At 41.5% G+C, this 24,576-nt stretch carries 27 protein-coding genes and 2 pseudogenes; 19 read left to right on the top strand and 10 right to left on the bottom strand.

Going from position 1 to position 24,576, the window contains the following annotated elements; all coding sequences use genetic code 11:
• Nucleotides 1-18: 18 nt before the first annotated feature.
• Nucleotides 19-1,275: a helix-turn-helix domain-containing protein gene (locus tag NST39_RS04650; protein WP_282061941.1), complete on the bottom strand. Its 1,257-nt coding sequence runs from the start codon at nt 1,273-1,275 to the stop codon at nt 19-21.
• Between the two features lie 274 nt (nt 1,276-1,549).
• Between NST39_RS04650 and NST39_RS04655 the strand changes: the two genes are divergently transcribed.
• The gene (locus NST39_RS04655; RefSeq protein ID WP_341027323.1) at nt 1,550-2,137 is read left to right on the top strand and encodes a nitroreductase family protein; all 588 of its coding nucleotides are present in this window, start codon (nt 1,550-1,552) and stop codon (nt 2,135-2,137) included.
• A gap of 38 nt (nt 2,138-2,175) precedes the next feature.
• Here NST39_RS04655 and NST39_RS04660 read toward each other — a convergent pair whose 3' ends face one another.
• The 3 genes from NST39_RS04660 to NST39_RS04670 all read right to left on the bottom strand — a co-directional run bounded on the left by NST39_RS04660 (nt 2,176) and on the right by NST39_RS04670 (nt 3,452).
• A complete protein-coding gene (locus NST39_RS04660; RefSeq protein ID WP_003217852.1) occupies nt 2,176-2,331 on the bottom strand; it encodes a YfhD family protein in 156 nt (51 codons plus the stop codon).
• Nucleotides 2,332-2,392: 61 nt separating this feature from the next.
• A complete protein-coding gene (locus tag NST39_RS04665) occupies nt 2,393-2,503 on the bottom strand; it encodes a YfhE family protein (RefSeq protein ID WP_341027325.1) in 111 nt (36 codons plus the stop codon).
• A 52-nt stretch (nt 2,504-2,555) separates the two neighbouring features.
• On the bottom strand, nt 2,556-3,452 hold the full coding sequence (locus tag NST39_RS04670) for a TIGR01777 family oxidoreductase (protein ID WP_341027327.1): 897 nt from the start codon (nt 3,450-3,452) through the stop codon (nt 2,556-2,558).
• Between the two features lie 94 nt (nt 3,453-3,546).
• Here NST39_RS04670 and recX point away from each other — a divergent pair, with 94 nt between their 5' ends.
• Together recX and NST39_RS04680 are read left to right on the top strand one after the other, a co-directional pair.
• Nucleotides 3,547-4,338: a recombination regulator RecX gene (recX, locus tag NST39_RS04675; protein ID WP_065097456.1), complete on the top strand. Its 792-nt coding sequence runs from the start codon at nt 3,547-3,549 to the stop codon at nt 4,336-4,338.
• 3 nt (nt 4,339-4,341) lie between these two features.
• Nucleotides 4,342-4,656, top strand: coding sequence for a YfhH family protein (locus NST39_RS04680; protein ID WP_044139691.1), 315 nt, complete (start codon nt 4,342-4,344; stop codon nt 4,654-4,656).
• 165 nt (nt 4,657-4,821) lie between these two features.
• Here NST39_RS04680 and NST39_RS04685 read toward each other — a convergent pair whose 3' ends face one another.
• Both NST39_RS04685 and NST39_RS04690 read right to left on the bottom strand, forming a co-directional pair.
• Nucleotides 4,822-4,995 (bottom strand): YpzG family protein, encoded by a 174-nt coding sequence (locus NST39_RS04685; RefSeq protein WP_003217811.1) that lies wholly within the window; start codon nt 4,993-4,995, stop codon nt 4,822-4,824.
• Nucleotides 4,996-5,020: 25 nt separating this feature from the next.
• On the bottom strand, nt 5,021-5,170 hold the full coding sequence (locus NST39_RS04690) for a small, acid-soluble spore protein K (RefSeq protein ID WP_003217849.1): 150 nt from the start codon (nt 5,168-5,170) through the stop codon (nt 5,021-5,023).
• Nucleotides 5,171-5,286: 116 nt separating this feature from the next.
• Here NST39_RS04690 and NST39_RS04695 point away from each other — a divergent pair, with 116 nt between their 5' ends.
• The 3 genes from NST39_RS04695 to NST39_RS04705 all read left to right on the top strand — a co-directional run bounded on the left by NST39_RS04695 (nt 5,287) and on the right by NST39_RS04705 (nt 9,510).
• Nucleotides 5,287-5,559, top strand: a complete 273-nt coding sequence (locus NST39_RS04695; RefSeq protein ID WP_326287160.1) for a YfhJ family protein — start codon at nt 5,287-5,289, stop codon at nt 5,557-5,559.
• 288 nt (nt 5,560-5,847) lie between these two features.
• The gene (locus tag NST39_RS04700; RefSeq protein WP_003217835.1) at nt 5,848-6,831 is read left to right on the top strand and encodes a glycosyltransferase family 2 protein; all 984 of its coding nucleotides are present in this window, start codon (nt 5,848-5,850) and stop codon (nt 6,829-6,831) included.
• An 87-nt stretch (nt 6,832-6,918) separates the two neighbouring features.
• Nucleotides 6,919-9,510 carry a YfhO family protein gene (locus tag NST39_RS04705; protein ID WP_341027331.1) on the top strand — a complete coding sequence of 864 codons (2,592 nt, stop codon included), beginning with the start codon at nt 6,919-6,921 and terminating at the stop codon, nt 9,508-9,510.
• A 22-nt stretch (nt 9,511-9,532) separates the two neighbouring features.
• Here the strand turns inward: NST39_RS04705 and NST39_RS04710 are convergent, their stop codons facing one another.
• Nucleotides 9,533-10,663 carry an FAD-dependent oxidoreductase gene (locus NST39_RS04710; protein ID WP_341027334.1) on the bottom strand — a complete coding sequence of 377 codons (1,131 nt, stop codon included), beginning with the start codon at nt 10,661-10,663 and terminating at the stop codon, nt 9,533-9,535.
• 204 nt (nt 10,664-10,867) lie between these two features.
• Between NST39_RS04710 and NST39_RS04715 the strand changes: the two are divergent.
• A pseudogene (locus NST39_RS04715) lies at nt 10,868-11,130 on the top strand (sigma-70 family RNA polymerase sigma factor); the annotation flags it as partial.
• Nucleotides 11,078-11,299, top strand: coding sequence for a sigma-O factor regulator RsoA (rsoA, locus tag NST39_RS04720; RefSeq protein WP_341027336.1), 222 nt, complete (start codon nt 11,078-11,080; stop codon nt 11,297-11,299). The pseudogene NST39_RS04715 and the gene rsoA, both read left to right, overlap by 53 nt.
• Before the next feature lie 27 nt (nt 11,300-11,326).
• Here the strand turns inward: rsoA and NST39_RS04725 are convergent, their stop codons facing one another.
• On the bottom strand, nt 11,327-12,307 hold the full coding sequence (locus NST39_RS04725) for a metal-dependent hydrolase (RefSeq protein WP_341027338.1): 981 nt from the start codon (nt 12,305-12,307) through the stop codon (nt 11,327-11,329).
• A gap of 191 nt (nt 12,308-12,498) precedes the next feature.
• Here NST39_RS04725 and mutY point away from each other — a divergent pair, with 191 nt between their 5' ends.
• Nucleotides 12,499-13,599: an A/G-specific adenine glycosylase gene (mutY, locus tag NST39_RS04730; RefSeq protein WP_341027340.1), complete on the top strand. Its 1,101-nt coding sequence runs from the start codon at nt 12,499-12,501 to the stop codon at nt 13,597-13,599.
• On the opposite strand, the gene NST39_RS04735 is transcribed toward mutY, so the two are convergent.
• Nucleotides 13,586-13,810: a hypothetical protein gene (locus tag NST39_RS04735; RefSeq protein WP_044139672.1), complete on the bottom strand. Its 225-nt coding sequence runs from the start codon at nt 13,808-13,810 to the stop codon at nt 13,586-13,588. The genes mutY and NST39_RS04735 overlap by 14 nt on opposite strands.
• 81 nt (nt 13,811-13,891) lie before the next feature.
• Between NST39_RS04735 and fabL the strand changes: the two genes are divergently transcribed.
• The 10 genes and pseudogenes from fabL to NST39_RS04785 all read left to right on the top strand — a co-directional run bounded on the left by fabL (nt 13,892) and on the right by NST39_RS04785 (nt 23,436).
• A complete protein-coding gene (gene fabL, locus NST39_RS04740; protein WP_024425211.1) occupies nt 13,892-14,644 on the top strand; it encodes an enoyl-[acyl-carrier-protein] reductase FabL in 753 nt (250 codons plus the stop codon).
• Between the two features lie 74 nt (nt 14,645-14,718).
• Nucleotides 14,719-14,865, top strand: a pseudogene (locus tag NST39_RS04745) (gamma-type small acid-soluble spore protein); the annotation flags it as partial.
• Between the two features lie 176 nt (nt 14,866-15,041).
• Nucleotides 15,042-15,302 (top strand): YgaB family protein, encoded by a 261-nt coding sequence (locus NST39_RS04750; RefSeq protein WP_003217867.1) that lies wholly within the window; start codon nt 15,042-15,044, stop codon nt 15,300-15,302.
• Between the two features lie 147 nt (nt 15,303-15,449).
• The gene (gene ntdP / locus NST39_RS04755; RefSeq protein ID WP_003217818.1) at nt 15,450-15,980 is read left to right on the top strand and encodes a nucleoside tri-diphosphate phosphatase; all 531 of its coding nucleotides are present in this window, start codon (nt 15,450-15,452) and stop codon (nt 15,978-15,980) included.
• Between the two features lie 95 nt (nt 15,981-16,075).
• Nucleotides 16,076-17,818, top strand: coding sequence for an ABC transporter ATP-binding protein (locus NST39_RS04760; protein ID WP_326287162.1), 1,743 nt, complete (start codon nt 16,076-16,078; stop codon nt 17,816-17,818).
• 112 nt (nt 17,819-17,930) lie between these two features.
• Nucleotides 17,931-18,953 carry an ABC transporter ATP-binding protein gene (locus tag NST39_RS04765; RefSeq protein ID WP_106036200.1) on the top strand — a complete coding sequence of 341 codons (1,023 nt, stop codon included), beginning with the start codon at nt 17,931-17,933 and terminating at the stop codon, nt 18,951-18,953.
• Nucleotides 18,922-19,899 (top strand): ABC transporter ATP-binding protein, encoded by a 978-nt coding sequence (locus NST39_RS04770; protein ID WP_106066790.1) that lies wholly within the window; start codon nt 18,922-18,924, stop codon nt 19,897-19,899. Before NST39_RS04765 ends, NST39_RS04770 begins: the two co-directional genes overlap by 32 nt.
• Nucleotides 19,874-21,460, top strand: a complete 1,587-nt coding sequence (locus NST39_RS04775; RefSeq protein WP_341027344.1) for an ABC transporter substrate-binding protein — start codon at nt 19,874-19,876, stop codon at nt 21,458-21,460. Before NST39_RS04770 ends, NST39_RS04775 begins: the two co-directional genes overlap by 26 nt.
• A gap of 60 nt (nt 21,461-21,520) precedes the next feature.
• Nucleotides 21,521-22,522 carry an ABC transporter permease gene (locus tag NST39_RS04780; protein ID WP_341027345.1) on the top strand — a complete coding sequence of 334 codons (1,002 nt, stop codon included), beginning with the start codon at nt 21,521-21,523 and terminating at the stop codon, nt 22,520-22,522.
• A gap of 17 nt (nt 22,523-22,539) precedes the next feature.
• Nucleotides 22,540-23,436 (top strand): ABC transporter permease, encoded by an 897-nt coding sequence (locus NST39_RS04785; protein ID WP_341027347.1) that lies wholly within the window; start codon nt 22,540-22,542, stop codon nt 23,434-23,436.
• Nucleotides 23,437-23,467: 31 nt separating this feature from the next.
• Here the strand turns inward: NST39_RS04785 and NST39_RS04790 are convergent, their stop codons facing one another.
• Complete coding sequence (locus tag NST39_RS04790) at nt 23,468-24,541, bottom strand: FUSC family protein (protein ID WP_341027349.1); 1,074 nt, start codon at nt 24,539-24,541, stop codon at nt 23,468-23,470.
• Nucleotides 24,542-24,576 lie beyond the last annotated feature (35 nt).

Here is a 24,576-nt window from a genome sequence, read left to right on the forward strand (position 1 = left end):
CCTTCGATCGGCAGAAGGTCATGCTTTTTTGTAATAGGGGACATATGATGCAAGATGATGGAGCAGCGTTCTCGTGTAGGACATAAACGCATGTTCGTCGAGCTCAGAAGCCGCATAGGAAAGCAAGGTTCTAAGAGCAAACAAGTACTCATTGTGCAGCTCATTTTGTTTAAAGTAAGGAAGGGCTGCTTCAATCAAATAGGTTTTCAAATCAAGAGGGTTTTCCTCAATCATCAATTTATAGATTTTGATCATATATAAACAGTTTGGCTGAATACGAGGCTGTTTTAACAGCTCATGTATGTAGGGTAGTGCCTTTTTGCGGTCGTATTCAGCATATAATGTTGCAATTTCATACAGTGTTTCACAGTAATGGTCTTCTATCTGTTCTTGATTAAAGTAATTGAGTGAATCTAGTAAATAAGGCACAGCTGAAGAGAAATCGCCTTCACGTTTTAAGAGCACCCCGTAATAAAAATAAGCAGTCATTTTAATATAGGCATCAGGATAAAGGGACGTGTGCAAAATCACTTCTTTTAAATATTTCTTCGCCGTTTGAAAGGCTTTTAGTTCCAGTGAGATCACGCCATGAATGAGTGTGCAGTGAATGATCCGCTTGAAATTGTTCTTTTGTCTATATAAATCCATGGCTTGATGGGTTGCTTCAAGCGCATCGCCAAGAAGTCCCATGTTTCCAAGTGCTTTTGCATAGTGATAATAGAGGTCACTTTGTTCAACAGACGCGTAAGAAAAGCAGCTCTCAAGTTTCTTTATGCCTTCTTCAAGCTGACCATTTTTAATGAGATGAATGCCATCTAAATATTCAAATATTTCTTTTTCCGTTTCAATAAAGGTTTTTTCAAACTTTTTAAGCACGCGGTGTGTTTTTAAGGCAAGCGGCTGCTTGTCCGATAATAAATAAAATTGAAATAAGGACAAATGATACTGAATGCCTAAATCCAGAGAAAAGAACTGTTCCTCGTGCTGAATGATCATTTCTGCATTTTGTTCAGCTTGATCGAGTGCATAGAAATACATATTCATTTGAAACTCATCCAAGAGTGACAGCAGATGACGCGCCTTTTGTGACAGCGTTTCTTGACTGATGCCAAGTCGTTCAAGCAGTAAATTGATCGTATCTTGATTGGCCTCCTTTGAGCCATTTTCGATTTTACTTAAATGAGAGACAGAACAAATTCCTTCTGCCAATTCAGATTGGGTCATATTTTGTTTATAACGGTAGAGCTTAATGATTTGCCCGATATTGATTTTCATTCCATCCAGAAGCCTCCCTTCCAATCATGGGTTGAAAGCCTTTTGACAAAATAACCGAATCAGACAAAATGGGAATATACCTGAAATCATTTCATCATATTGGCTTTTTTATCAAAATTTGTTTAAAACGTAATATGATTGTAACATTACTTGAAAAACTCAAACAACTTTTTAGCAGACGGGATGGGAAACACCATTTGCAACTGCTCGAAATGATGTTTATAATGTGAATGAGAATCAATTTCAATTAAGATTGATTGAAAGGATGACACATATGCCAGAAATCAAACAACAAACAGAAGCGTTAACGGTACGAGACGCTGTCAGATATAGACGATCCATTCGAAAATTTAAAGAAACGCCGGTGGCCATTGAGCAGCTTCAGCCGTTATTAGAGGATGCGGTCTATGCACCGAATCATAAAATGACGGAGCCTTGGCGCTTTCTATATGCGGTGACGGATGATGCGAAAGCGACATTTATTGATCGCTTCATTGCGTTCTTCAAGCGCAACAATCCAGATGCAAAGGAAGAAAAGATCAATCAATATAGAGATTACTTTTCAAAAGTCCCAGCCCTTTTACTTGTAGTGTTAAAGGAAGACGAGAATTCAGTCGTGAGAAATGATGATTTTGCCGCTGTGAGCGCGCTCATTCAAAACTTCCAGCTGCTTGCTTGGGATCAAGGAATCGGTATGGTCTGGAAGAGCGGCCGCATCTTATACGACAAAGGCTTTCAACAGGACTTGGGCCTAAAGGAAAACGAGCGGTTTGCTGCCATCCTTCATATTGGTTATCCAGAAGAGGTGCCTGAGGAAAAATCACGTCAGAAAGCATCAAGTCTTCTTACTGAAATTAAATAAAAGAAAAGCAGACCGCTGAATAAGGTCTGCTTTTTGACTTATTGTTTTTTGGCGCGCTGGTCGGCTGCTTTCATACGTGCCATTGCTTTTACGTCATTCGGATCTGCAAGTTCTTTGGAAAATTCAACATATTCGCCATCCGACTCTTGTGCTGCAAGCTCGTGATTGGCTTTTTGGTGTTGGTCTTTTTTCAAAGCCTTTCCCTCCTTTACAAGATCACTTTAGTTATGTGCTTGTTGGAGTGGAATATCCATCTTATTTGTTTCTTTTTTCTGCTGCTTTTTCTGCTTTTTTGAATTCCTGCTGATACAGGACTTCCTGGGTTTTCTTCAGCTTTGAAGTTGGCTGGTGTTCTTTTTTCTTCATCAAAATCGCCCCCTCATCTCATTTCTAATAGGATGGGTGTTTTTGACAAAAATTATTCCTTTGAATGTAAAATCGCTTCTTTTAATTCAGGATGCAAAAAGTCATAAGAAGAAAGCAAAGCCTTTTTCGGCAGCGCACGCTGTCCTTCTAAAACAAGTAATGACATTTCGCCAAGTGCCGTTTGAATGACAAAGGACGGGACCTTTAGCCAGTGGGGGCGGTGAAGGGCAGACGCAATCGTTTGTCCGAGCTGCTTCATTTGAACAGGATTCGGTGATGTGACATTGAGTGGACCTGAGATGTCGTCATTGTGTATTGCATAAGCCATGAGATGTGCCACGTCTTCGACATGAACCCATGAAACCCATTGCGAACCGGAGCCAATCGTTCCGCCGGCAAATAGTTTATATGTCAGTGTCATCAGTGGCAGTGTACCTTTTTCTCCTAATACGACGCCAAAGCGTGTGTAGACCGTACGAATGCCGAGTGCTTCAATTTTTTGCCCCTCAGCTTCCCAACGCTTTGATGTATGACTTAAGAAATCAGTATCCGCAGGAGGTGATTCCTCTGTAAAATCTCCTGTTAGAGACGTGCCATAAATTCCGACAGCACTTGCTTGAATGAGCACAGATGGTTTCGATTCCTGCGCTTCTATAATGCGTCTTACTTCTTGTGTGGATTGAATACGGCTAGAGAGGATGCCTTCTTTTGCCTTGTCTGTCCAGCGGGTGAAAATGGATTTTCCAGCAAGGTTAATCCAGACATCAATCGCAGGCAATTCATGCTCAGGCGCAGCACCTTCTGTCAGCCACTGTACATAGTGTAAATGATTTTGTTCGGATTCCTTTGGATTTCTTGTTAAAATATATAGATGATGTCCTTCAGCAGCCAGCACTTTCGTGACGTGCTGGCCGATAAAACCGGTTCCTCCGGTGATGGCGATATTCAATTGACATCTCTCCTCTCATATACATACTTATATCTTTCACGATTTTGAATCAGAAGAAACATCCTGACTGTTTTAAAAAAGGAGTGATCACAGGATGCCCTATATTACAAAAATCTCCGCTCAGAAAAACAATACAGAGCGGGTGAACATTTTTCTAGATGAAAAATACGCCTTTAGCGTTGATCTAGATGTGCTCGTCCAGCACGATTTGAAAAAAGGGAAAGAGCTGGACGAAGCAGATATCATCGACATTCAATTCGGTGATGCTGTGAAAAAAGGATTTCAACAGGCCGTCGATTATTTATCCTACCGAATGAGATCGGTGAAAGAAGTAACCGATTATTTGACGAAAAAAGAAATCCCGGCACCTGCTATTAGTGAAATTATACACAAATTAAAGCAATACAAGTATGTAAATGACCTTGAATTTGCGGAAGCCTATGTAAACACCCACCGTAAAACGAACAGCAAAGGGCCGTCTGTCCTGAAAAAAGAGCTAAAGCTCAAAGGAATAGATGATGACAACATTGAACAAGCACTATCGCAATATCCTGATGACTTACAGCTGGAGGAAGCTGTGAAGCAGGTTCAGAAGCTTGTGAGAAAAGAAAAAAATCGTTCCGCAAAAGAGATCGAGCAGCGCATCAAGCTGCAGCTACAGCGAAAGGGATTTTCGTTTGGGATCATTGATAAAGCCATTCAAGAAGCCTATGATGGACAAGAAGAGGAAAAGGAAGAAGAAGCCCTCCTCTATATGCTGGAGAAGGCAAAACGCAAGGTAGGATATGACGGGTCATTTGAAAAAAAGATGAAGGTGAAGCAATTTTTATTCAGAAAAGGTTTTGATCTCGACACAATTGATCACGTTTTAGACAAAGGGGAATGACAGATGGACAAACGTTATAGTGAGATGACGGAATACCAATTGAAGCAGGAGATTGCCTCTCTTTCTGAAAAAGCACGAAAGGCTGAGCAGCTTGGCATTGTGAATGAATATGCCGTCTTAGAACGGAAAATCGATATGGCCAAAGCCTACTTATTAGATCCAGCCTTGATTCAAACGAAAACGACTTATCAAATCAAAGATACAGACGAGCAGTTTTACGTGGAATATTTAAATGGTGTATTTGCGTGGGGACATAGAGTATCAGCTCCAAATAAGGAAGATGCACTGCCAATTTCAATGCTTACGCAAAAGGACTGATCCAGCGTGTAGGCAAACCATCGCATTCGGCGCTAGTCCTGCGTGCCGGTGCTCACGAATGTCAAAATCGCTCCGCTACGGTACTCGTCCTTCCTAGGGCTGCAAAGGTTTTCTATCACGCTGAAAAGAAGACAAAGGACTGATCCTAGAGATCAGTCCTTTTCTTTACTTCGAACGTTGTTTACGGACGTTGTTCTGAAGTACGATGTCGTGCTGCGTTTGCTGCGTTTCTCCGTTGACCTGAGAGGCAGAATGCTTTGCATTCGCCCATGGTTGAGGGTAAGCGGTTGTCCTTAATTGAACAAAGTCTTCCATATACGATTTCCCATTTGAACTCATATCTCAAGCACTCCCTTTGGAAAAATTAGCGTTTCCCTGATGCCCTCATACGTTCCTGCGGACGTGTATTCGTCTCACCATTCGGCCTTTTAGACGCATAAGCATCTGTGGCGCCTGGCTCGCCTTCAAATTTGTGATTCACTTGATTTGGAAAACCTTTTGCTTTATTACGCATATCGATTCCCTCCAAACAATACAAATCATTTGCGTCTTTTGAAGACGTAAGGGTAGTATATGAAAAAAGAGGTTTTTTTAAAAAGGCACTTTCTGCTAGATGAAGGAGGAACCGACATGGAACAATACTTTGAGCGACTAACAGAACAACTCATGGAAAAAAACAATATGCTGACATATGACGAAGCACGTACATGGGTAGAGCTGCTTTGGAGTGATTTTGAAACGACCTATGCAAAGGCTGGCCACAAGTATAAAGGACAGGAAACAACTGAACGGATTGTCCAAGAGTGGATTGAGAGCTACGGTGCGCAGCTGCATTTATTCCAAAATAAACAATCGAAGGCAAACGAGCATCTACAAGGGCAGAATAAAGGGCTGCTTCATTAAAAAAAGTGCCCCGCTCATTTTTTCAAGAAATAGGAAAATATATAAATGAGTAAACAATTTTAAGAGACAATACCCAGTCTGTGATCGAAATTACAGGCTTTTTACAATGGTTAAACTTAAAATTACATTAAATTCATCTTACTGAAAATCACTGGAAATAAAACTCTGATATAATAGAACGATTAAAGAGACATGTAATTTATGGATAATAAAAAAGGGTTTCGTTTCCTAACAAAAAAGGAATAATGAACATATCAGACTGTGAAAAAAGTGAAGAGAAGGTGCGATATGGAACGAGAATTGCTCTCTGTTATAATTCCTTCTTACAATGAAGGTGAAAACATCAGACGAATCTTTGAGGCACTCGAGGAAGAGTTTCGCGATTTTCATTATGACTTTGAAATCATTTTTGTGAATGATGGAAGCAAAGATAATACACTTCAATACATGAGAGAGCTCTCTCGCAAAAGTGCAAAGGTCAAATACATTTCCTTCTCACGTAACTTTGGGAAGGAAGCCGCTATACTTGCAGGACTTGAATATGCGAAGGGAGTAGCTGCGATCATCATGGACGCCGACCTGCAGCACCCAACGTATTTGATTCAGGACTTCGTCAGAGGATATGAAGAAGGCTACCATCAAGTCATTGCCAAACGGAACCGTAAAGGAGACAGCAAGCTTCGCTCTTACTTATCATCCATGTACTATAAAGTGATGAACAAGGTAGTCGAAGTGGACTTGCGTGATGGCGTCGGAGATTTCCGTTTGATTTCGCGCCAAGCAATCGATGCATTGCTTCAGCTAAAAGAAGGAAATCGTTTTTCAAAAGGGCTTTTTTGCTGGATTGGGTTTGAAGAAAAGGTCATCTATTATGAAAATGTAGAAAGACAGCATGGTGATACAAAATGGTCATTAAAGAAGTTGTTTAACTACGGCATAGATGGCGTCATTTCTTTTAACAACCGCCCGCTGCGTATTTGTTTTTATACTGGCATACTGATCTTATTCCTCTCTTTGATTTACATCGTTGCCACCTTTATTCAAATCGTCAGAACGGGCGTGATGGTACCTGGTTACTTCACTTTAATATCGGCTGTGCTTTTCCTCGGAGGTGTCCAGCTTTTGAGTCTAGGTGTGATTGGAGAATATATTGGCCGTATTTATTATGAAACGAAAAAGAGGCCGCATTATTTGATCCAAGAATCAAATGTCATGCAGCAAGAGACAAGCTCAAAGGAACAAGACCGAGTGTTAACACAGTTATTTAAATAACGTGGAGTCAAATAACCGGCAAGCACGAATCGCTTGCTGGGTTGTTTTGTTTCAAAGAACAATGGATCTTTTGTGGAAAGGATTTAGATGATGAAACGTAGATGGATAATCATTGGAATGTGCCTCATTCTCGCATTATTAGGCCACTCCTTTTTCTTATATGAATATACGCAAGGCCGGTACATGACAGGAGATGGGGATGGCATCTCGCAAATGCTCCCATTTAAAAAGCTGCTTTACGACGAATATGTCAAAGGGAATTTCTTTTATTCCTATCAATTCGGTCTAGGCGGCGGTACATACACGCAATTAGGGTATTATTTCACAACGTCGACGGTCTTTATGGTGACAGTCGCTGTCGTCTGGCTGATGAATGCGCTTCACCTCATACAATCAACGGACATTCATTTCTGGGCAAATGCTGTGATTTGGCTGAGCGTGATTAAGCTGACGCTCATTCTATTCATTGCTTACCGTGTGCTTCTCTCAATGGTTCAAAATAGACTGGGTGCCCTGACAGGTGCCGCAATTTATGGACTATCTATTGTGTATTTCCGGCATCAAACGTTTTGGGAATTTTTCACCGACAGCATGATGTGGCTTCCGCTGCTTGTACTTGGGGTTGAACGGATATTCAAAACGGGTAAGCCGGCTTGGTTTATTTTGGCGTGCAGCCTGATGCTGATCAACAACTTTTACTTTGCTTACATTCACTTTATCTTTTTAGCGATATATCTTGTCTTCAGATATATGATCAAACTGCGAAGTGAGGAGCGCGGGTGGAAGGTGTTTTGGACGCTTGCGATCTCTACACTGTTATCCTTTGGGATCAGTGCCGCCTTTTTTATCCCGTCTGTTTATGGCTTTCTTAACAATATAAGACCGCCGTATGAACAGGCCATTCCTTGGTTCGAGCTGCATGATCATCTGCTGTTTACGAGCAGGGTGTATTTATTACCCGTGATTTTTCTGATTTGTCTGTTTCTCGTACCGCTTTACCGGAACAGATGGTTTTTCATGTTTACATCGATCAGCGTTCTGCTCATTGTTTTTCACTACAGTCCAAAGATAGCGAGTGTGTTTAATGGTTTTTCAGCACCGCAGTACAGATTTGAATACATTCTTGCCTTTACAGTTGGAGCGGTCGTTGCCATCACGATCAAGCATTTCTCACAAATCGAGTGGAAGTGGAAAAAGCGTGCGGTCTTAGGCGCTTGGATCGTGTTCCTTCTTGCTGTCGTCCTTTCAGAACGAGCAAAGGGAAACATGGATGTCGTTGTGTTTACAGGTATAGGACTGCTTGTGATCAGCTTGTTCTTCCTATGGATGCATGCCGAAAAACGTCAGCACCTTCGTCTCTTTTCAGCAGTACTTATTGCCATTAGCCTACTGACAGCAGGCGTGTATCAGCAGGGATACTTATCTGAAAGAAGCAATATTAAGAGCGTATCAGATACGTATCTGAATAGTGAAGCATATGCTGGACATGAACAAATGAAGCTCATTCAGCAGATTCAAAGCCGCTCAAAAGATCCGCTTGCCCGGATTGATTGGATGAATGGCGTGCGCAACAATACCCCATTATTTGAAGGCTTCCAAGGAATGAGTGTGTATTCAAGTATATTGAATCAGCATTTGCTCAATTTCTACTGGAATGACCTGCAAATCGATATGGGGAGGGAAAGTGTCAGCCGGTATGCAACAATGGGGGACAGGGCGAATTTATACAGCCTGACCTACGGAAAGTATTATATGAGAGACAACACAATGTCTTACTCACCGCCAGCTTATTTTAAGCCAATCTTGAAAAGTGAGCATTATGAGGTATATGAAAATACGCGGTCACTGCCATTTGCAAGAACAACGAGCACCGTTTATTCAGAACAATCCTTAAAAGATGCCTCAGCACTTGATAAAGAGCATGCGATGCTGCAAGGCGTCATTTTAGACAAAAAAGGAAACGCTGAAATCGAGCACGCAGCAGATCGACTCAAAGATACGAATATTCATACGGAACAAGCTGCATACGAACATGGCGTGCTTGATGTATACGGAGAAATGGGCGGTCTGAATATCACACTTCCAGATGACATCGCTCGCGCTGGGGATGTGTATGTGAGCTTTTATGTGAAGCGGACCGACCGTAACGAAGGATTTCAGTTATCCGTTGACGACTATGTCACATCACGAAAAAGCAATACATCCATCTACAAAACAGGTGTCAATGAAGTGACGATTCGGGTCCCTGCGGAAAAGATCCTCTCCATTCGAGTACCAAAAGGGACGTATGAACTGAGTCAATTAAAGCTGTATCACGAACCATATCGCATCTTAGAGCAAGCAGATGAAAAAGAAAAACAGGATGATGGTAGCCAGCAGGTGAAGCTTCAAAACAATCGTTTTACGATTTCATATGATAACAAGCGCGGCGATGACTACATGATTCTGCCTGTTCCATATGAAAAAGGCTGGGAGCTCAAGGTGAACGGACACCAAACCGATATTGAAAAAGCCAACTACGCATTCATCGGCTTTCCAATAGAAAAAGGCAAAAATGAGATTGTGTTAACCTACTATCCGCCTTATATCAGAATTCTTGCATTGATTTCATTCATCAGTTTGATTGGTGCGATCCTATATGCACGAAGAAAACACAAGAAACACCACTTTTCATCATAAGTGGTGTTTTTTATTTTTCATCTCATACGTATGTTTCTTCATCCCATTCAATATTGTATTCGTTCATTTTTTTATCAATATCATTCTGAATACCCATGTGCTGAAATAGCGCATTCAATTCTTCTGTCCTCTTTCTTCGATCCTTTTCATAATAATAGAACGCATCTCGATAATCATGATCTCTTAGCATCTTTGCTATGACCATGGCATCTTCTAGACTATACGATGCTCCTTGACCAACAAAAGGATTTGCTGTATGTACAGCATCACCTATAAGAACAACTCGTCCTTTTGACCACACAGGAAGATCCTTTATTTCATAGATACTTCTTGGAAAGAACATGTCTGTATGATCGATGATGTCAGAAAGGTGTTTAGGAATGTTCCAATGTTCCATTTGTTTATATAATAACTGTCGGATTGTTTCTTTATTGGCTTTCTCAAAATGTTTTGTAGGTAACTTCTCAGGACACTGAGAGAAAGCTTGCCATAAAATATTCATTTTATTTGTTGGATGCGCTTTTCCAAAAATGAATTGAAAGTTTCCGTCATTGTAAAAATAACTTGTTGCCTCATCCAATACAAAATCCTTCACAAACGATACTCCTTGAAGTCCCCAAAAACCGCTATAGTCTAATTTAGCATTAAACGCAATAGCCTCTCTTGTTTTCGAAAAAGTTCCATCTGCTCCTATTAAAATATCACCTGTTATGACAGTTTCATCTTCAAAAAAAGCCTCAATGGAATGAGATGTCTGGTTGACCGAAGTTAACTTTTTGTTGTATTTCACTTTGATTCCTTGACGGTGAACTTCCTTTAAAAGTGATTTGATGATTTGGTCTCTCATGACATTCAGTAAAGGGGCATGATAATATGTTTCGCTATAATTGTTGAAAATAGCTTCCAGTTTATTTTCACTGTTTATTTGATGAATCCTCTTTATCACTGCTGTATTTGCTATAACTTCATCCTTACACCCTATTTCGTCCAAAATCTTTACACCATTTGGAGACAGTAAAAAACCTGCACCTGTTTCTAATTTATTTGATCTACTCTCGTAAATAGTGCTTTCAATTCCAGCCTTTTTCAAAAATAAAGAGGCAGCTAATCCTGCTACACCACTGCCGATAATGATCACATTTTTATTCCTCATCACTTTTCCCTCCTCTTTTTACAAACAGACCGGTCGGTTTATTTTTGTGCAAAAAATAACATAGGTTCGTTTCCATTTAGGTCAACATATCAAAAAATTCCCCCTTTCATTCTATTTAATTGGTAATTAAAGTATATGATAATATGTTATTAATGATTTCGCAAGAATGAAACCCTTCAATTTCTGTTCATCTTCTTTTGAATAAACCAGCAAGACTTAGGGAAGCACCTGCAAGATCAAACATTGTACAAGGCCTACCAGCAGCTGACAGACAAAAAAAAATGGTCTTAACCCATATTTATGTTGAAGGTCAAACAATGAAAGAAATAGCCGACCGGCTAGGCGAAACGAGACAAAACATCTCAAACATCCACAAAAAAGCACTCAACAAACTAAAAGAAGAAACAGGGGGAGATGTCCGTGAACGAAGAAAAAATGACCAATGGAGAAATGGAAGAACTCATTGAAACCTTCACACCCTTGATCAAAAAGAAACTACAAAACACGGCATATCAAGAAAGAGAAGACCTCGAACAAGAACTCTACATCAAACTCATCGAAAAAGTAGACCGGCTGATTTACCAAGAAGGACCTGGCTTTTGGGAGTTTATTGTGGAATATATGACGAAGTTGTAAGAGTTGTAAGCACAAAAAAAGACTCGCTCACACAGAGCCGAGTCTTAATTTTTTTTGCAGTTTTTCTTCACTGAAAATCCAGCCAGTATAGGAATTTTTGATTTGGTGGTCCATGTCGATATGGCAGATCGCGACGAAAGGATAGTGACCTTTGCTACGGTAGCGCAAATCAATGAACCGCACTTCATAATGATCCTTGTATTTATCCACTTCCCACCGGTAGACAGGGGAGAAGGAGAGAAAGGCTGAAATGTTTTCGTCTTGTTTAGCAATTTTCATAATTTCAGTATCAGGGACCGGCACACGGTTAAAGGTGTCTAAAATGACGACATCTCCATTCATGCTGCGCCCGACATGGAAAGAGGATTTACATTTCACGGCAATGCGCCATTGTCTGAACTTCATTGTAGGCGAAATAATAATGTCTTCAATTTCATCGAATCGTGCACGCAGCTGACGTTTAATCTGAAGCTGCATGATGACCCTGACGATATAGTAACAAAAAATCACGGCATACAGCGTAATGAACGTATAGCCGGGATGTCCGCCAATCGCCCAAACGACAATGGCGACAAGATGTGTAAAAAAGATAAACGGATCAAACGTGTTAATAATCCCAAGCGCTACCCACTTCTTTGAAAATGGACGAATGGCCTGTGTGCCGTATGCATTGAATATATCGACAAACACATGAAGCACAACAGCTAATAGTGTCCATAACCAAAGATGAAGTAAATTCGCCTCCGGCACGAATGGGAAAATCACAGCTGGAATTAGCAATGACCAAAACAGTACAGCCGGAATGGAATGTGTAAATCCTCGGTGATTTCTTATATAAACCGCATTATTTTTTAGTTTTAGCACAGTATCAATGTCTGGTGCTTGGGAGCCGGCGATGGTCGCGATCATCACGGCGTGTGCCATGTGTGGATCTGCGCTGACGGCTGGATCTAAAAGTGCAAGTCCCCCAAGAGAAATGCCCATTACTACATGAGTACCAGTATCCAATTGATTACCTCCTAGTTGTCATGCTTAGGAACAATCATACAAAGTATACGCCTTCTTTCAAGACTATGTGCAAAAGCACTTTTGCTTTGTCTTGATTTAATGTAACATGTTAACGTATCTACAAACAGTATACAACAAATAAGGTTCTTTTCAGAACGTTAGCCCTCGGTTCAATGAGAAGGAGTATAGATATGAAAGACATTCAAGAAAAGCTGGACCGCAAAGATATTGCGGGCTTTCAGCATGATTTAATTGATTGGTATGAAAAAGAACAACGAACACTTCCGTGGCGTGAAAATCAAGATCCATACCGCGTCTGGGTATCAGAAGTGATGCTTCAGCAAACGAGGGTGGATACGGTCATTCCGTACTTCAACCGGTTTATGGAGCAATTCCCGACAGTGAAAGATCTTGCTTTAGCTGATGAAGAAAAAGTCATGAAAGCATGGGAAGGTCTTGGCTACTACTCAAGAGTGCGTAATTTACAGGCCGCTGTGAAAGAAGTCTATGAATCCTACGAGGGCGTTGTCCCTGATACGAAAGAGCAATTTTCAAAGCTCAAAGGTGTAGGCCCGTATACGAGCGGCGCAGTACTGAGTATCGCTTATAACAAGCCGTACCCTGCGGTAGACGGCAACGTTATGAGGGTCATTTCCCGTATTTTGTCCATATGGGATGATATTGCAAAACCAAAAACGAGAAATATTTTCGAGTTTGCGGTCGATCAGCTCATTTCCCGGGAAAAGCCGTCTGAATTCAATCAAGGGCTGATGGAGTTAGGTGCGCTCATTTGTACCCCAACATCTCCTGCCTGCCTTATTTGCCCTGTGAACATGCATTGCTCGGCACTCGAGGAAGGCGTTCAGCATGAGCTCCCAGTGAAAAGCAAAAAGAAAAAACCGACTGCAAAATCAATGGCAGCAGTGGTGTTATTTGATGACGTAGGCAACCTTTATATTCATAAGCGGCCAAGTACAGGCCTTCTTGCGAATTTATGGGAATTCCCTAACTTGGAAACCATAAAGGGGAGAAAAACGGAAAAAGAGCAGCTAATGGATTTCTTAAATGAGGAGGCAGGTGTACAAGCAGAGCTTGGTGACTTAGAAGGCACCATTCAGCATGTATTTACCCACCTCATCTGGAATATTTCTGTTTTCTTTGGACGTGTGACATCTGTATCTGATGACACGATGCTGAAAAAAGTGACAACAGAAGAATTTAAGGCATATGCTTTGCCAGTCTCACACCAAAAAATTTGGAAGATGGCACTTGAAGAGCCTAGTCGTATTTAACCGTTGTACCGTGGGTATAATCAGCTTCATTTCGGTGCAGACCCCCGCGGTTTTCAATTTCAGAAATGATTTCTCGATACTTAGATTGCCCTTCTTCATTCAAATAAGGTAAAATTTGTTGGAAAGCATGATGAAAGTAAGCAAGCTCAGTATCTTTCCATTGATCCTTGGACATCATGCCAAGCTGGCTTAAATCGCGTCCGACATACATGAATGTAACCTCCTAATAGGAACTTTCCTATTAGTGTGAAGCGAATGGACGAAAACTATTCAAATCAGGAGATGAACCATAATGAGTCAACGTAAATGTGCATTAATTACAGGTAGCAGCAGAGGTGTAGGGAAAGAAGTTGCCCTTCGCCTAGCTGAAAAAGGATATGACATTGTCATTAACTATGCGAGAAGCAAAAAAGCCGCACTTGAAACAGCGGAAGAAATTGAAGCGATGGGTGTTAAAACATTGGTTGTCAAAGCCAACGTAGGTCAGCCAGAGAAAATCAAAGACATGTTCCAGCAAATTGACGAAACGTTTGGCCGATTAGACGTATTTGTGAACAATGCGGCATCTGGTGTTCAGCGTCCAATCATGGACCTTGAAGAAAATCATTGGGACTGGACGATGAATATCAATGCGAAAGCTTTGTTATTCTGCGGACAAGAAGCGGCGAAATTAATGGAGAAAAACGGCGGCGGACATATCGTCAGCATTAGCTCACTAGGCTCCATCCGCTACCTTGAAAATTACACAGTAGTTGGCGTATCAAAAGCAGCATTAGAAGCGTTGACGCGTTATCTATCTGTTGAGCTGTCACAAAAAAATATCGTCGTGAATGCCGTATCTGGCGGCGCGATTGATACAGATGCACTTAAGCACTTCCCGAACCGAGAAGAGCTTTTAGAAGACGCCAAGAAAAATACACCAGCTGGCCGAATGGTGGAAATTAAAGACATGGTCGACAGCGTCGAATTCCTTGTATCAGGCAAAGCAGACATGATTAGAGGACAGACGATTATTGTGGATGGCGGACGTTCTTTGCTTGTTTAAAAAATCATGAATAGGAAGTACACCTTCTGCACAAATTAATGTGCGTGGAGGTGATAATGATGGATAAACAACAAAACAAAACAAACGCACAACAAGTGAAAAAACAAAACCAAGCTACTGCTCAAGGTCAATATGGTACAGAATTTGCTAGCGAGACTGACGCACAGCAAGTAAAAAAATACAACCAAAAAGCTGAGCAAAACAAACAACAAAACAGCTAATCACTGAAACAGAGGGAAGCACTTCATCTACGAATGAAGTGCTTTTCTTTTTGCCTCTCCCCCCACCATCCGACAAAACCTGTAAAGCCTCTACATAAACAGTCAAAGGATTTCTGCAATCTTTCAAGAAATGGTATACAGACAAAAAGTGGATGAAAATAAAAGGGAGGAGTTAGATGTCTGATTTCGATCAGCTTGTAAAAGAACAAATGCAGCTCATGGATCAACTACTCAATGTACAGGGAGAACTCGATCTATGCTTAGAAACAGAAAAACAATTGCTGCAAGATGAAAAAAAAGAAGAGTGGACCAGGATTCATGATCAAATCAAACAGAAACGTAAGGAACTGCAAAAAATCCAAACCTTGTTTACAAAACAGACAGAAGAGGTCATCAATTCATATAAGCAGATGGAAAAGAGTTCAACCGTGATGTAAAACAGTGTGCCGTTCAATTGGGTTGAATGGCTTTTTCATTTCATTTTTTAATGATGTAACGGTATAATATGATAGAGACATGTTTAGTTGGGAAATTAGGTCTTTGGACTGTTATGTTTGTTTGTTATAGAAAGTAGGGGAGAAAATATGGGCTATCCCAAGGAAGGAGAAAGCATCCAAATTCAAAGCTATAAACACAATGGCTTGATCCACAGGATTTGGAATGAAACCACCATTCTGAAAGCAACGGAATTGTGTATCATTGGTGCAAACGACCGGACAATGGTGACTGAATCCGACGGCCGTACTTGGATGACGAGAGAACCGGCTATTTGCTATTTCCATGCAAAACAATGGTTTAATGTGATTGGGATGCTTAGAGATGATGGGGTATATTATTACTGCAACATCAGCTCTCCTTTTGCAACAGATGAAGAAGCAATTAAGTATATTGATTACGACTTAGATGTCAAAGTCTTTCCAGACATGACGTATAATATTTTGGATGAGGATGAATATGCAGATCATAAGAGGCAGATGAATTATCCAAAGGAAATTGATAGTATCTTAAGAGAGCATCTGAATACATTATTGCATTGGATTCACCAGCGGAAAGGTCCGTTTGCTCCTGAATTTGTGGATATGTGGTATGAACGTTTTTTACATTATACAAAATAAGCAAGAGCATCAAAAAACCTGTTTGGCTTTTTAGGCTAACAGGTTTTTGATTGCGTACGGATAAGAGGCACTGATAGATTGGGAAGGAGATTTACATGGGGGTCATTAAACGCTACATGGCTTTTGTTACACCGTATAAAAAACAGATTGCATTGACAATGGTCATCGGGATGATCAAGTTCTCGATTCCCTTAACATTGCCTCTGCTTTTAAAGTATGTCATTGATGATGTCATTCAAGGCACGGGGTCGGCTGAAGAAAAGACATCATCTCTACTGATCATTATGGGAATCATGCTCGCATTATTTTTAGTGATGAGGCCGCCTGTTGAATATTATAGACAATACTATGCGCAGTGGACAGGCAGTAAAGTATTATTTGATATTCGAGAAAAGCTGTTTTCGCATATTCAAAAGCTCAGCCTTCGTTATTATGCCAACACGAGAACAGGAGAAATCATTTCTAGAGTCATCAATGATGTGGAGCAGACAAAAGAGTTTGTTATCACAGGTCTTATGAACATTTGGCTAGATTTGATGACCGTGCTGATCGTGATCGCCATTATGTGTACACTGGACATCAAGCTCACCATCGTGTCTGTCATTATTTTTCCGTTATATGCGTTTGCAGTGAAGTATTTTTACGGCAGGCTCCGCAAGCTGACAAAAGAGCGGTCACAGGCGCTGGCTGAAGTGCAAGGGCATCTACACGAGCGAGTACAAGGAATGCCAGTCATTCGGAGCTTTGCCATTGAAGAATATGAACAAGAAAATTTTCATGATGAAAACAAAAATTTCTTAAACAAAGCGATCAACCATACGAATTGGAACGCTAAAACATTTGCCGTCGTCAATACCATCACTGATATTGCACCGCTATTGATCATTGCATTTGCTGGCTACACCGTCATTAATGGATCACTTTCGATCGGGACCATGATCGCCTTTGTTGGTTATATTGACCGGATGTACAACCCGATTCGCCGCCTCATTAACTCATCTACGACTTTAACTCAGTCGGTAGCGTCAATGGATCGTATCTTTGAATTTATTGATGAGCCATATGAGGTCACAGATCGGCCGAATGCAAAAGAAGCCGATCAATTAAAAGGAGAGGTCGAATTTAAAAATGTGTCATTTCGTTATGAACACACGCAGGAAGAGATTCTCCGCAATATCTCCTTGAAAGTTGAAAAAGGACAAACGGTTGCGCTTGTAGGAATGAGCGGTGGAGGGAAGTCAACTCTCGTCAGCTTAATTCCAAGGTTTTATGATGTGACAAACGGATCACTTGAAATTGACGGCATCGATATAAAAGAGTACAGAGCAAGAAGCCTTCGAAATCAAGTCGGAATGGTGCTGCAGGATACATTCTTATTCAGTGACACGATTAAAGAAAATATTGCGGTTGGAGATCCAGAAGCCTCTTTTGAAAAAATCGTTTCGGCTGCAAAAGCGGCAAATGCCCATGATTTTATTATGTCTCTTCCTGAAGGATATGACACGAAGGTAGGAGAACGGGGCGTGAAGCTGTCAGGCGGTCAAAAACAGCGGATTTCCATTGCAAGGGTCTTTCTTAAAAATCCACCGCTGTTGATTTTAGATGAAGCAACGTCTGCACTAGATTTAGAAAGTGAACATTACATTCAAGAAGCGATGCAAAAGCTAGCAAAGGACCGCACAACCTTTATTGTCGCGCACCGCTTATCAACAATTACACATGCTGACCTCATTGTCGTCATGGAACAAGGCGAGATTGTGGAAAAAGGAACACACGAAGAATTAATGAACCGAGACAGCCACTATCGCCATCTATTTACCATTCAAACATTAAATTAGTAGAAGCCTATCCGATTCTAGCGGATAGGCTTTTTTATGCCTGTCAAAAACATGACATATTTCCCAGCTTGTCTCAATACAATTTTAAAAAGTATGACGGGGTGGTGAATATGTGAAAGAACAAGACGTGCTGCTAGATGTCAAACAGCTGTCCATTGCGTTTCAGCAAAAAAAGCAAAAAGTACCCATCGTCCATCACATATCGTTCTCGATTCAAAAAGGAGAAACCTTAGGAATTGTTGGCGAATCTGGCTGCGGGAAAAGCATCACATCTATGTCATTAATGGGACTGAACCAGCAAACACATACAACGGGAGAGATCCAATTCGAAGGGCAAAACCTGCTGTCGCTTTCAGAAAAACAGTGGCGAGAAATAAGAGGAAATGATATTTCGATGATCTTCCAAGAACCAATGACCTCTCTGAACCCATTAATGACCATCGGCAAACAAATGACGGAAGCCCTTTTCACACATCAAGCAATCGGTCAAAAAAAAGCAAAAGCGAAGGCGGTTGATCTGCTTCAGACAGTCGGATTGAAGCAAGCCGAATCGTTGCTTAAAAAATACCCACATGAATTATCAGGTGGCATGCGTCAGCGTGTGATGATTGCGATGGCGATGCTTTGTCACCCAAAGCTCATGATCGCAGATGAACCAACAACTGCACTTGATGTGACCATCCAAGCGCAAATCCTTCGCCTGCTCAAAAAGCTGAATGAAGAGATGGACACCGCGATCTTATTTATTACCCATGATCTAGGCGTCGTGCGGCAAATATGCCAGCGAGTCATGATTATGTATGCCGGTCGAATCGTAGAAGAAGGAACCGTTGACCGTATTTTTCAAAAACCTCTGCATCCCTACACAAAAGGTCTTTTCGCCTCAGTTCCATCGTTTAAAGAGAAAAAAGAAAAGCTCATCTCTATTGCAGGTCATGTGCCAAAGCCGGGGACCATTCGATCCGGCTGTCAATTTGCCGCGCGCTGCCCTTATCAAATGGCGCAATGCCTTGAAGAAGATCCAGTTTTACAATCCATTGAACATGATCACCGCGTGGCATGCTTTCTAATGGAAGGAGGAGAAGACACTGAGTCACCCACTCTTGCAAGTGAATCAGCTGACAAAACGGTATGACACAGCCGCTTTTTTTTCTAAAAAAAACCATTCGACTTTGGCTTTAAATCAAGTGTCCTTTCATGTGAAGGAGGGGGAAACGCTTGGCATTGTTGGTGAATCGGGCTGCGGGAAATCAACACTTGGCAAAAGCTTAATGAGATTGACTGAACCGACGTCAGGCTCTATTCAACTGAAAGGACAAGAGGTCACTCTTTTGAAAGAAAGAGAGATGCGTTCTTTAAGAAAAGACATTCAAATGATTTTCCAAGATCCATACGCTTCTTTAAATCCACGAATGAAAATCAAAGATATTTTAGAGGAACCGCTCATTGTCCATCGACATGGAAAGAAAGCAGAAAGACGGAAGCGGGTAAAAGAGATGTTGCATATTGTCGGATTTGACCCTTCCTACGGAGAACGTTATGCGCACCAATTTAGCGGTGGACAAAGGCAGCGTATTGGGATTGCTAGAGCACTCATTACCCATCCAAGTCTTGTCATTGCCGATGAACCCGTTTCGGCTTTAGATGTATCCGTTCAAGCGCAAATTTTGAATTTGATGCTTGAATTGCAAAAGACGCTTTCTCTAACGTATCTATTTATTTCTCACGATCTTGGTGTTGTCAGATATATGAGCGACCGAATCGCAGTCATGTATGCTGGCCGGATTGTCGAAGTGGGGCCTGCCGAAGACGTATTTCACAGCCCGCTTCATCCTTATACATCGCTGCTTCTGAAATCCATTCCACATATGGATCACGTGCTAGAGACGCAAGATGTGTCGGCAGAAGAGTCTGCCATGACACCAAGCGGCGGATGTCCTTTCTACAAAAGGTGTCCAAAAAGGTGGGAGAAATGCTTAAAAGCAGTACCTGCTTTGTATGAGGAGGAACCGGGGCACGCAGCGGCGTGTTATTTATATCAAAAGGAGGAACACAATGAAGAAGACATGGTTGTTCAGTAGTTTCATTTTTGTGCTGGCGCTTGCACTGTTTTTGGGGGGATGCTCGTCCGCACCGTCATCAGAAGAAAAAGCAACAAAAGATACCCTCGTATTTGGCAGAGGAGGAGACTCCACTTCACTTGATCCAATCACAACAACAGAAGGCGAAACCTTCAAGGTCACAGAGAATATGTTTGAAAAGCTGCTGAATTATGGTGAGAAAGACACGACCATCCATCCAGGTCTCGCAACAGACTGGGATGTTGCAAAGGACGGAAAATCATACACATTCTACTTAAGAGAAGGTGTGAAATTTCACGATGGCACAGACTTTAACGCAGAAGCAGTGAAATTCAACTTTGATCGTTGGATGAATGGCGATGCAGAAAAATTCCCTTACTACGGCATGTTTGGTGGCTATAAAAAAGATAAAGGACATGTGATTAAAGACATCATCGTCAAAGGTGAGCATGAAGTTGAATTTCAGCTAAAGCGCCCGCAGGCGACATTCCTTAAAAACATTGCCATGTCACCGTTTGGCATTGCGAGTCCTGCGGCTGTTGAAAAAAGCGGCGATTCCTTTCGCGAGAATCCAGTAGGAACAGGGCCATTCAAATTTAAAGAGTGGAAACAAAACGACCGTATCGTGTTAGAAAAGAATCAAGATTACTGGCAGAAGGATAAACCAAAACTGAATCAAATCATCTTCCGCTCGATCCCAGAAAACTCGGCTCGTTTAAATGCTTTGAAAACAGGCGAGATCGATTTGATGGATGGCGTGAATCCGTCAGATTTAGATGGCATTAAAACGGATCAAGCACTCCAGCTCATTGAAAGACCATCAATGAATGTAGGTTATATCGGACTGACCGTCACAAGGAAGCCGCTCGATAACAAGCTCGTTCGTCAAGCGCTCAATTACGCGGTCGATAAAGAATCCATTATTAAGTCATTTTATGGCGGACTTGCCGAGCCAGCAAAAAACCCTCTTCCGCCAGCTTTAGAAGGCTACAATGACGACATTGATCCATATCCGTATGATCCTGAAAAAGCGAAGGAACTTTTAAAAGAAGCGGGCTTTCCTGACGGCTTTCGCATCAAGCTTTGGGCGATGCCTGTACCGCGTCCATATATGCCAGATGGGATGAAGGTAGCAGAAGTCATTCAATCAAACTTTGAAAAGGTCGGAGTCAAAGCAGAAATTGTGACTTACGACTGGGCGACCTATTTAGATAAGGCAAGTAAAGGGGAGGCTGATGTGTTCTTATTAGGCTGGACAGGGGACAATGGCGATCCTGATAATTTCATCTACACACTTTTGGACAAAGACAGCATTGGCGGCAACAACTATACATTCTTCGAAAACGATAAAATGCACGACATCCTCATTGAAGCACAAACAGACACAGATCAAAAGAAACGAAATGAGCTATATAAAAAAGCACAAGAAATCATTCATGATGAAGCACCTTGGATTCCATTGGTGCATTCAATCCCAATGCTTGCAGCATCTAGTGATTTAAAAGGCTACCAGCCGCATCCAACTGGTTCAGAAGCTTTGACTGACGTGTATTTCGAATAAGCAAATAAGGGAGATCTTGTATCTCCCTTATTCAAACAAAGAAAAGGCGGTGAAAGCTGTTTGTTTGCTTATTGTATGAAGCGGGCAGGAATGCTCATCCCAGTATTGATCGGAATGACATTGGTCGTGTTTTCAATTATACGGTTTATTCCAGGGAACCCAGCACAGGTCATCTTAGGACAGCGGGCAACGAAAGAAGCGGTAGAACAGTTAACCATCCAGCTCGGTTTAAACCAGCCTTGGTATGTTCAATACGGACATTACATGCTGGGCCTTTTAAAAGGAGATTTAGGGACTTCGATACGAACAGGAGCGGCTATTGCCCAGGAAATGAAGCCGTACTTATTTGCGACGTTAGAATTGACCTTTTTTGCCATGGTGTTGGCGATTGTTGTGGGGGTAAATGCTGGAATCATCAGTGCTTGGTTTAAACATTCTTTCTTTGATTATGTCGCGATGTTTGTTGCACTCATTGGAGTGTCCATGCCGATTTTCTGGTTAGGCTTAATGGGGCAGTGGCTGTTCTCGATTGAATTAGGTATTTTACCGACAACGGGACGTGAAAATGTAAGAATTCCAGTGGAATCAATCACCTATATTCATACGCTGGACACGCTTTTGCAAGGCCGGTTTGATCAATTCACTGACAGCATCAAGCATTTGATCTTACCAAGTACAGCACTTGCTACAATCCCTGCTGCGATTATTGCGAGGATAACAAGGGCAAGTATGCTGGAAGTGCTTCATTCAGATTTTATTCGAACAGCAAAAGCAAAAGGGGTGCGTTCATTTTTCATCATTTATCAGCATGGGTTGAAAAATGCGCTTATTCCGATCTTGACGATTATTGGTCTTCAAACAGGTCTCTTGCTAGGCGGAGCCATTTTAACAGAGACCATTTTTGCATGGCCGGGCATTGGGCGGTATATATATGACGCCATCAGCTATCGTGATTACCCAGTCATTCAAACAGGCATTCTCGTCGTTGCGCTCATATTTGTCCTGATCAATTTCATTGTGGACATCTTGTATGCGGTCATTGATCCAAGGATTAAATATTAGGGAGGGAGAGTGATAACATGGAAGCGCAAAAAGAGCTTGAACCACCTCAGCCAAAAGAAGAACGCTCTCAATCATTGATTCTTGAATCGATGAAGCTGTTCTTTCAGCACAAGCTGGCGGTCATTGGCAGTGTGATTGTCTTTTTATTTCTCATTTTAGCGATATTTGCACCGCTCATTGCTCCTTTTGGAATCAATGAACAATCTCTCGGTGAGCGATTTAGTGCGCCATCAGCTGCGCACTGGTTTGGTACAGATGATTTCGGTAGAGATATATTCTCAAGAGTTGTGCATGGCGCGCGGATTTCCTTATGGGTTGGTTTTTTCTCGGTTCTCGGGTCTGTCATTTTAGGCACACTGCTTGGATTAATTGCAGGCTATGGCGGAAGAGTGCTAGATGCTGTGATCTCGAGAGTGTTTGATATTTTACTCGCTTTTCCTAGTATTCTACTAGCGATTGCGATCGTCTCCATCTTAGGTCCCTCTTTACAAAATGCCCTTATTGCCATTGCGATTATTAATGTCCCAACCTTTGGACGACTCGTTCGTTCAAAAGTGCTGAGTATTAAACAAGAAGAATACGTGCTAGCAGCAAAGGCGATTGGGATGTCACACCGCCGCATCGTGCTGCGTCACATTCTGCCAAACAGTATGGTGCCGATCATCGTACAGGCGACGCTTGCGATCGGAACAGCGATTATCGAGGCTGCGGCTTTAGGTTTTTTAGGATTAGGTGCACAGGCACCAAGCCCAGAGTGGGGGAAAATGCTCGCCGATGCGAGACCTTATCTCGTTCAAGCCCCTTGGACATTAATTTTCCCAGGTGTAGCGATCATGCTGACAGTTTTAGGTTTTAACCTGATGGGAGATGGATTAAGAGACACACTGGATCCTAAAATGAAGAAAATCAAATAAGACCAATTCTAGGAATTGGTCTTTTCTCAGTTTATGCTTCTTTTTCTTCTGTCTCAATTTCACTGTCTTTTGGGTGATACGTCTGGAAGCTTGTAATCAATGTATCTAAATGCTCTAGTTCATCACGGTATTCGATGATGCTGGACATGACATTTAGCATATTGTAATCGAGCAAGTCGTTTTCTTGGTTTTGCTGATGCTGGAGAAATGATTTCGTTAACGTTTCAAGGCGAAGAGAGCATTCATTTTGAAATTCATCGTCCTGCGGTTTCATTTTACCGACGAATTTCATCAAGGTGCGCTCATGCCAATACAGTAAGTAATCAATTTCATCTGTTAAGCTTTCCTTGAAATGCTCTGGCATCAAAAGAATTTCATTTTCTAATTTATGAAGCTTTTTCAGCAAGTAAAGGGCACGATTCGATGTCATAATGGCCTGTCTGAACAAAACGAGCTTTCTTGATTTTACATAGGTTGTTTTCTTTAAATAGCTTCGTTCCTCTTTGTATAACAAGTAAATGTGATCTAATTTGATCATGCGTTCTTTTATTTGATCGATGTCATCTTTTAAAATGGAATGATCAGTAGACTGTCTGGAGCTCAGACGGATCCATTTTAAAATCTCCTCCGTATTTTCCATAATGTGATGAACAAGCTTTGTTTCATACTTTGGCGGCAGGAAGATTAAATTCACTAAAAATGAAGAAAGAACTCCTAACACCACAGTAGCTGTTCGAATTAAGGCAAAGGAAAGGAAATGATCCCCTGCACTTTCTAAAATCGCAATGACGGTTACAAGTGCAATTGGAATCGTGTGTTCAATCTTCAGTTTTAAATTAATGGCAATGACCATGACGGCGGTTAAACCGATAATGACTGGTCCAGTACCAAAAAGCAGGCCGAACGTAATGGCAAGTGCTGCTCCAATAATATTGGCTTGCACTTGATCAACAATCGTTAAAAAAGATCGATAAATAGATGGCTGGATAGCAAATACAGCTGCAATTCCCGCGAAGACGGGCGTTGGCAACCCAAGCCATGTTGCCAGGTAAAGCGCGAGTACAATGGCAATACCAGTTTTTAAAATACGGGCTCCAAGTTTCATTGGTTTTGTCCCTGCATTCCTTTCTTTTAGATAAT

Origin of the sequence: Bacillus sp. FSL W8-0645 (assembly GCF_038007905.1) — a bacterium.
In the GTDB taxonomy this organism is placed as follows: Bacteria; Bacillota; Bacilli; order Bacillales; family Bacillaceae; genus Bacillus; species Bacillus pumilus.

Excerpts from the sequence above, each read along its gene's own strand:
- mutY (WP_341027340.1), top strand. The coding sequence starts at position 12,499 with ATGAAAGACATTCAAGAAAAGCTGGACCGCAAAGATATTGCGGGCTTT.
- NST39_RS04655 (WP_341027323.1), top strand. The coding sequence starts at position 1,550 with ATGCCAGAAATCAAACAACAAACAGAAGCGTTAACGGTACGAGACGCT.
- NST39_RS04775 (WP_341027344.1), top strand. The coding sequence starts at position 19,874 with ATGAAGAAGACATGGTTGTTCAGTAGTTTCATTTTTGTGCTGGCGCTT.
- NST39_RS04680 (WP_044139691.1), top strand. The coding sequence starts at position 4,342 with ATGGACAAACGTTATAGTGAGATGACGGAATACCAATTGAAGCAGGAG.
- NST39_RS04685 (WP_003217811.1), bottom strand. The coding sequence starts at position 4,995 with ATGAGTTCAAATGGGAAATCGTATATGGAAGACTTTGTTCAATTAAGG.
- NST39_RS04690 (WP_003217849.1), bottom strand. The coding sequence starts at position 5,170 with ATGCGTAATAAAGCAAAAGGTTTTCCAAATCAAGTGAATCACAAATTT.
- NST39_RS04750 (WP_003217867.1), top strand. The coding sequence starts at position 15,042 with ATGTCTGATTTCGATCAGCTTGTAAAAGAACAAATGCAGCTCATGGAT.
- NST39_RS04760 (WP_326287162.1), top strand. The coding sequence starts at position 16,076 with ATGGGGGTCATTAAACGCTACATGGCTTTTGTTACACCGTATAAAAAA.
- NST39_RS04705 (WP_341027331.1), top strand. The coding sequence starts at position 6,919 with ATGATGAAACGTAGATGGATAATCATTGGAATGTGCCTCATTCTCGCA.
- NST39_RS04700 (WP_003217835.1), top strand. The coding sequence starts at position 5,848 with ATGGAACGAGAATTGCTCTCTGTTATAATTCCTTCTTACAATGAAGGT.
- NST39_RS04710 (WP_341027334.1), bottom strand. The coding sequence starts at position 10,663 with ATGAGGAATAAAAATGTGATCATTATCGGCAGTGGTGTAGCAGGATTA.
- ntdP (WP_003217818.1), top strand. The coding sequence starts at position 15,450 with ATGGGCTATCCCAAGGAAGGAGAAAGCATCCAAATTCAAAGCTATAAA.
- fabL (WP_024425211.1), top strand. The coding sequence starts at position 13,892 with ATGAGTCAACGTAAATGTGCATTAATTACAGGTAGCAGCAGAGGTGTA.
- NST39_RS04735 (WP_044139672.1), bottom strand. The coding sequence starts at position 13,810 with ATGTATGTCGGACGCGATTTAAGCCAGCTTGGCATGATGTCCAAGGAT.
- recX (WP_065097456.1), top strand. The coding sequence starts at position 3,547 with ATGCCCTATATTACAAAAATCTCCGCTCAGAAAAACAATACAGAGCGG.
- NST39_RS04665 (WP_341027325.1), bottom strand. The coding sequence starts at position 2,503 with ATGAAGAAAAAAGAACACCAGCCAACTTCAAAGCTGAAGAAAACCCAG.
- NST39_RS04785 (WP_341027347.1), top strand. The coding sequence starts at position 22,540 with ATGGAAGCGCAAAAAGAGCTTGAACCACCTCAGCCAAAAGAAGAACGC.
- NST39_RS04790 (WP_341027349.1), bottom strand. The coding sequence starts at position 24,541 with ATGAAACTTGGAGCCCGTATTTTAAAAACTGGTATTGCCATTGTACTC.
- NST39_RS04650 (WP_282061941.1), bottom strand. The coding sequence starts at position 1,275 with ATGAAAATCAATATCGGGCAAATCATTAAGCTCTACCGTTATAAACAA.
- NST39_RS04695 (WP_326287160.1), top strand. The coding sequence starts at position 5,287 with ATGGAACAATACTTTGAGCGACTAACAGAACAACTCATGGAAAAAAAC.
- rsoA (WP_341027336.1), top strand. The coding sequence starts at position 11,078 with ATGTCCGTGAACGAAGAAAAAATGACCAATGGAGAAATGGAAGAACTC.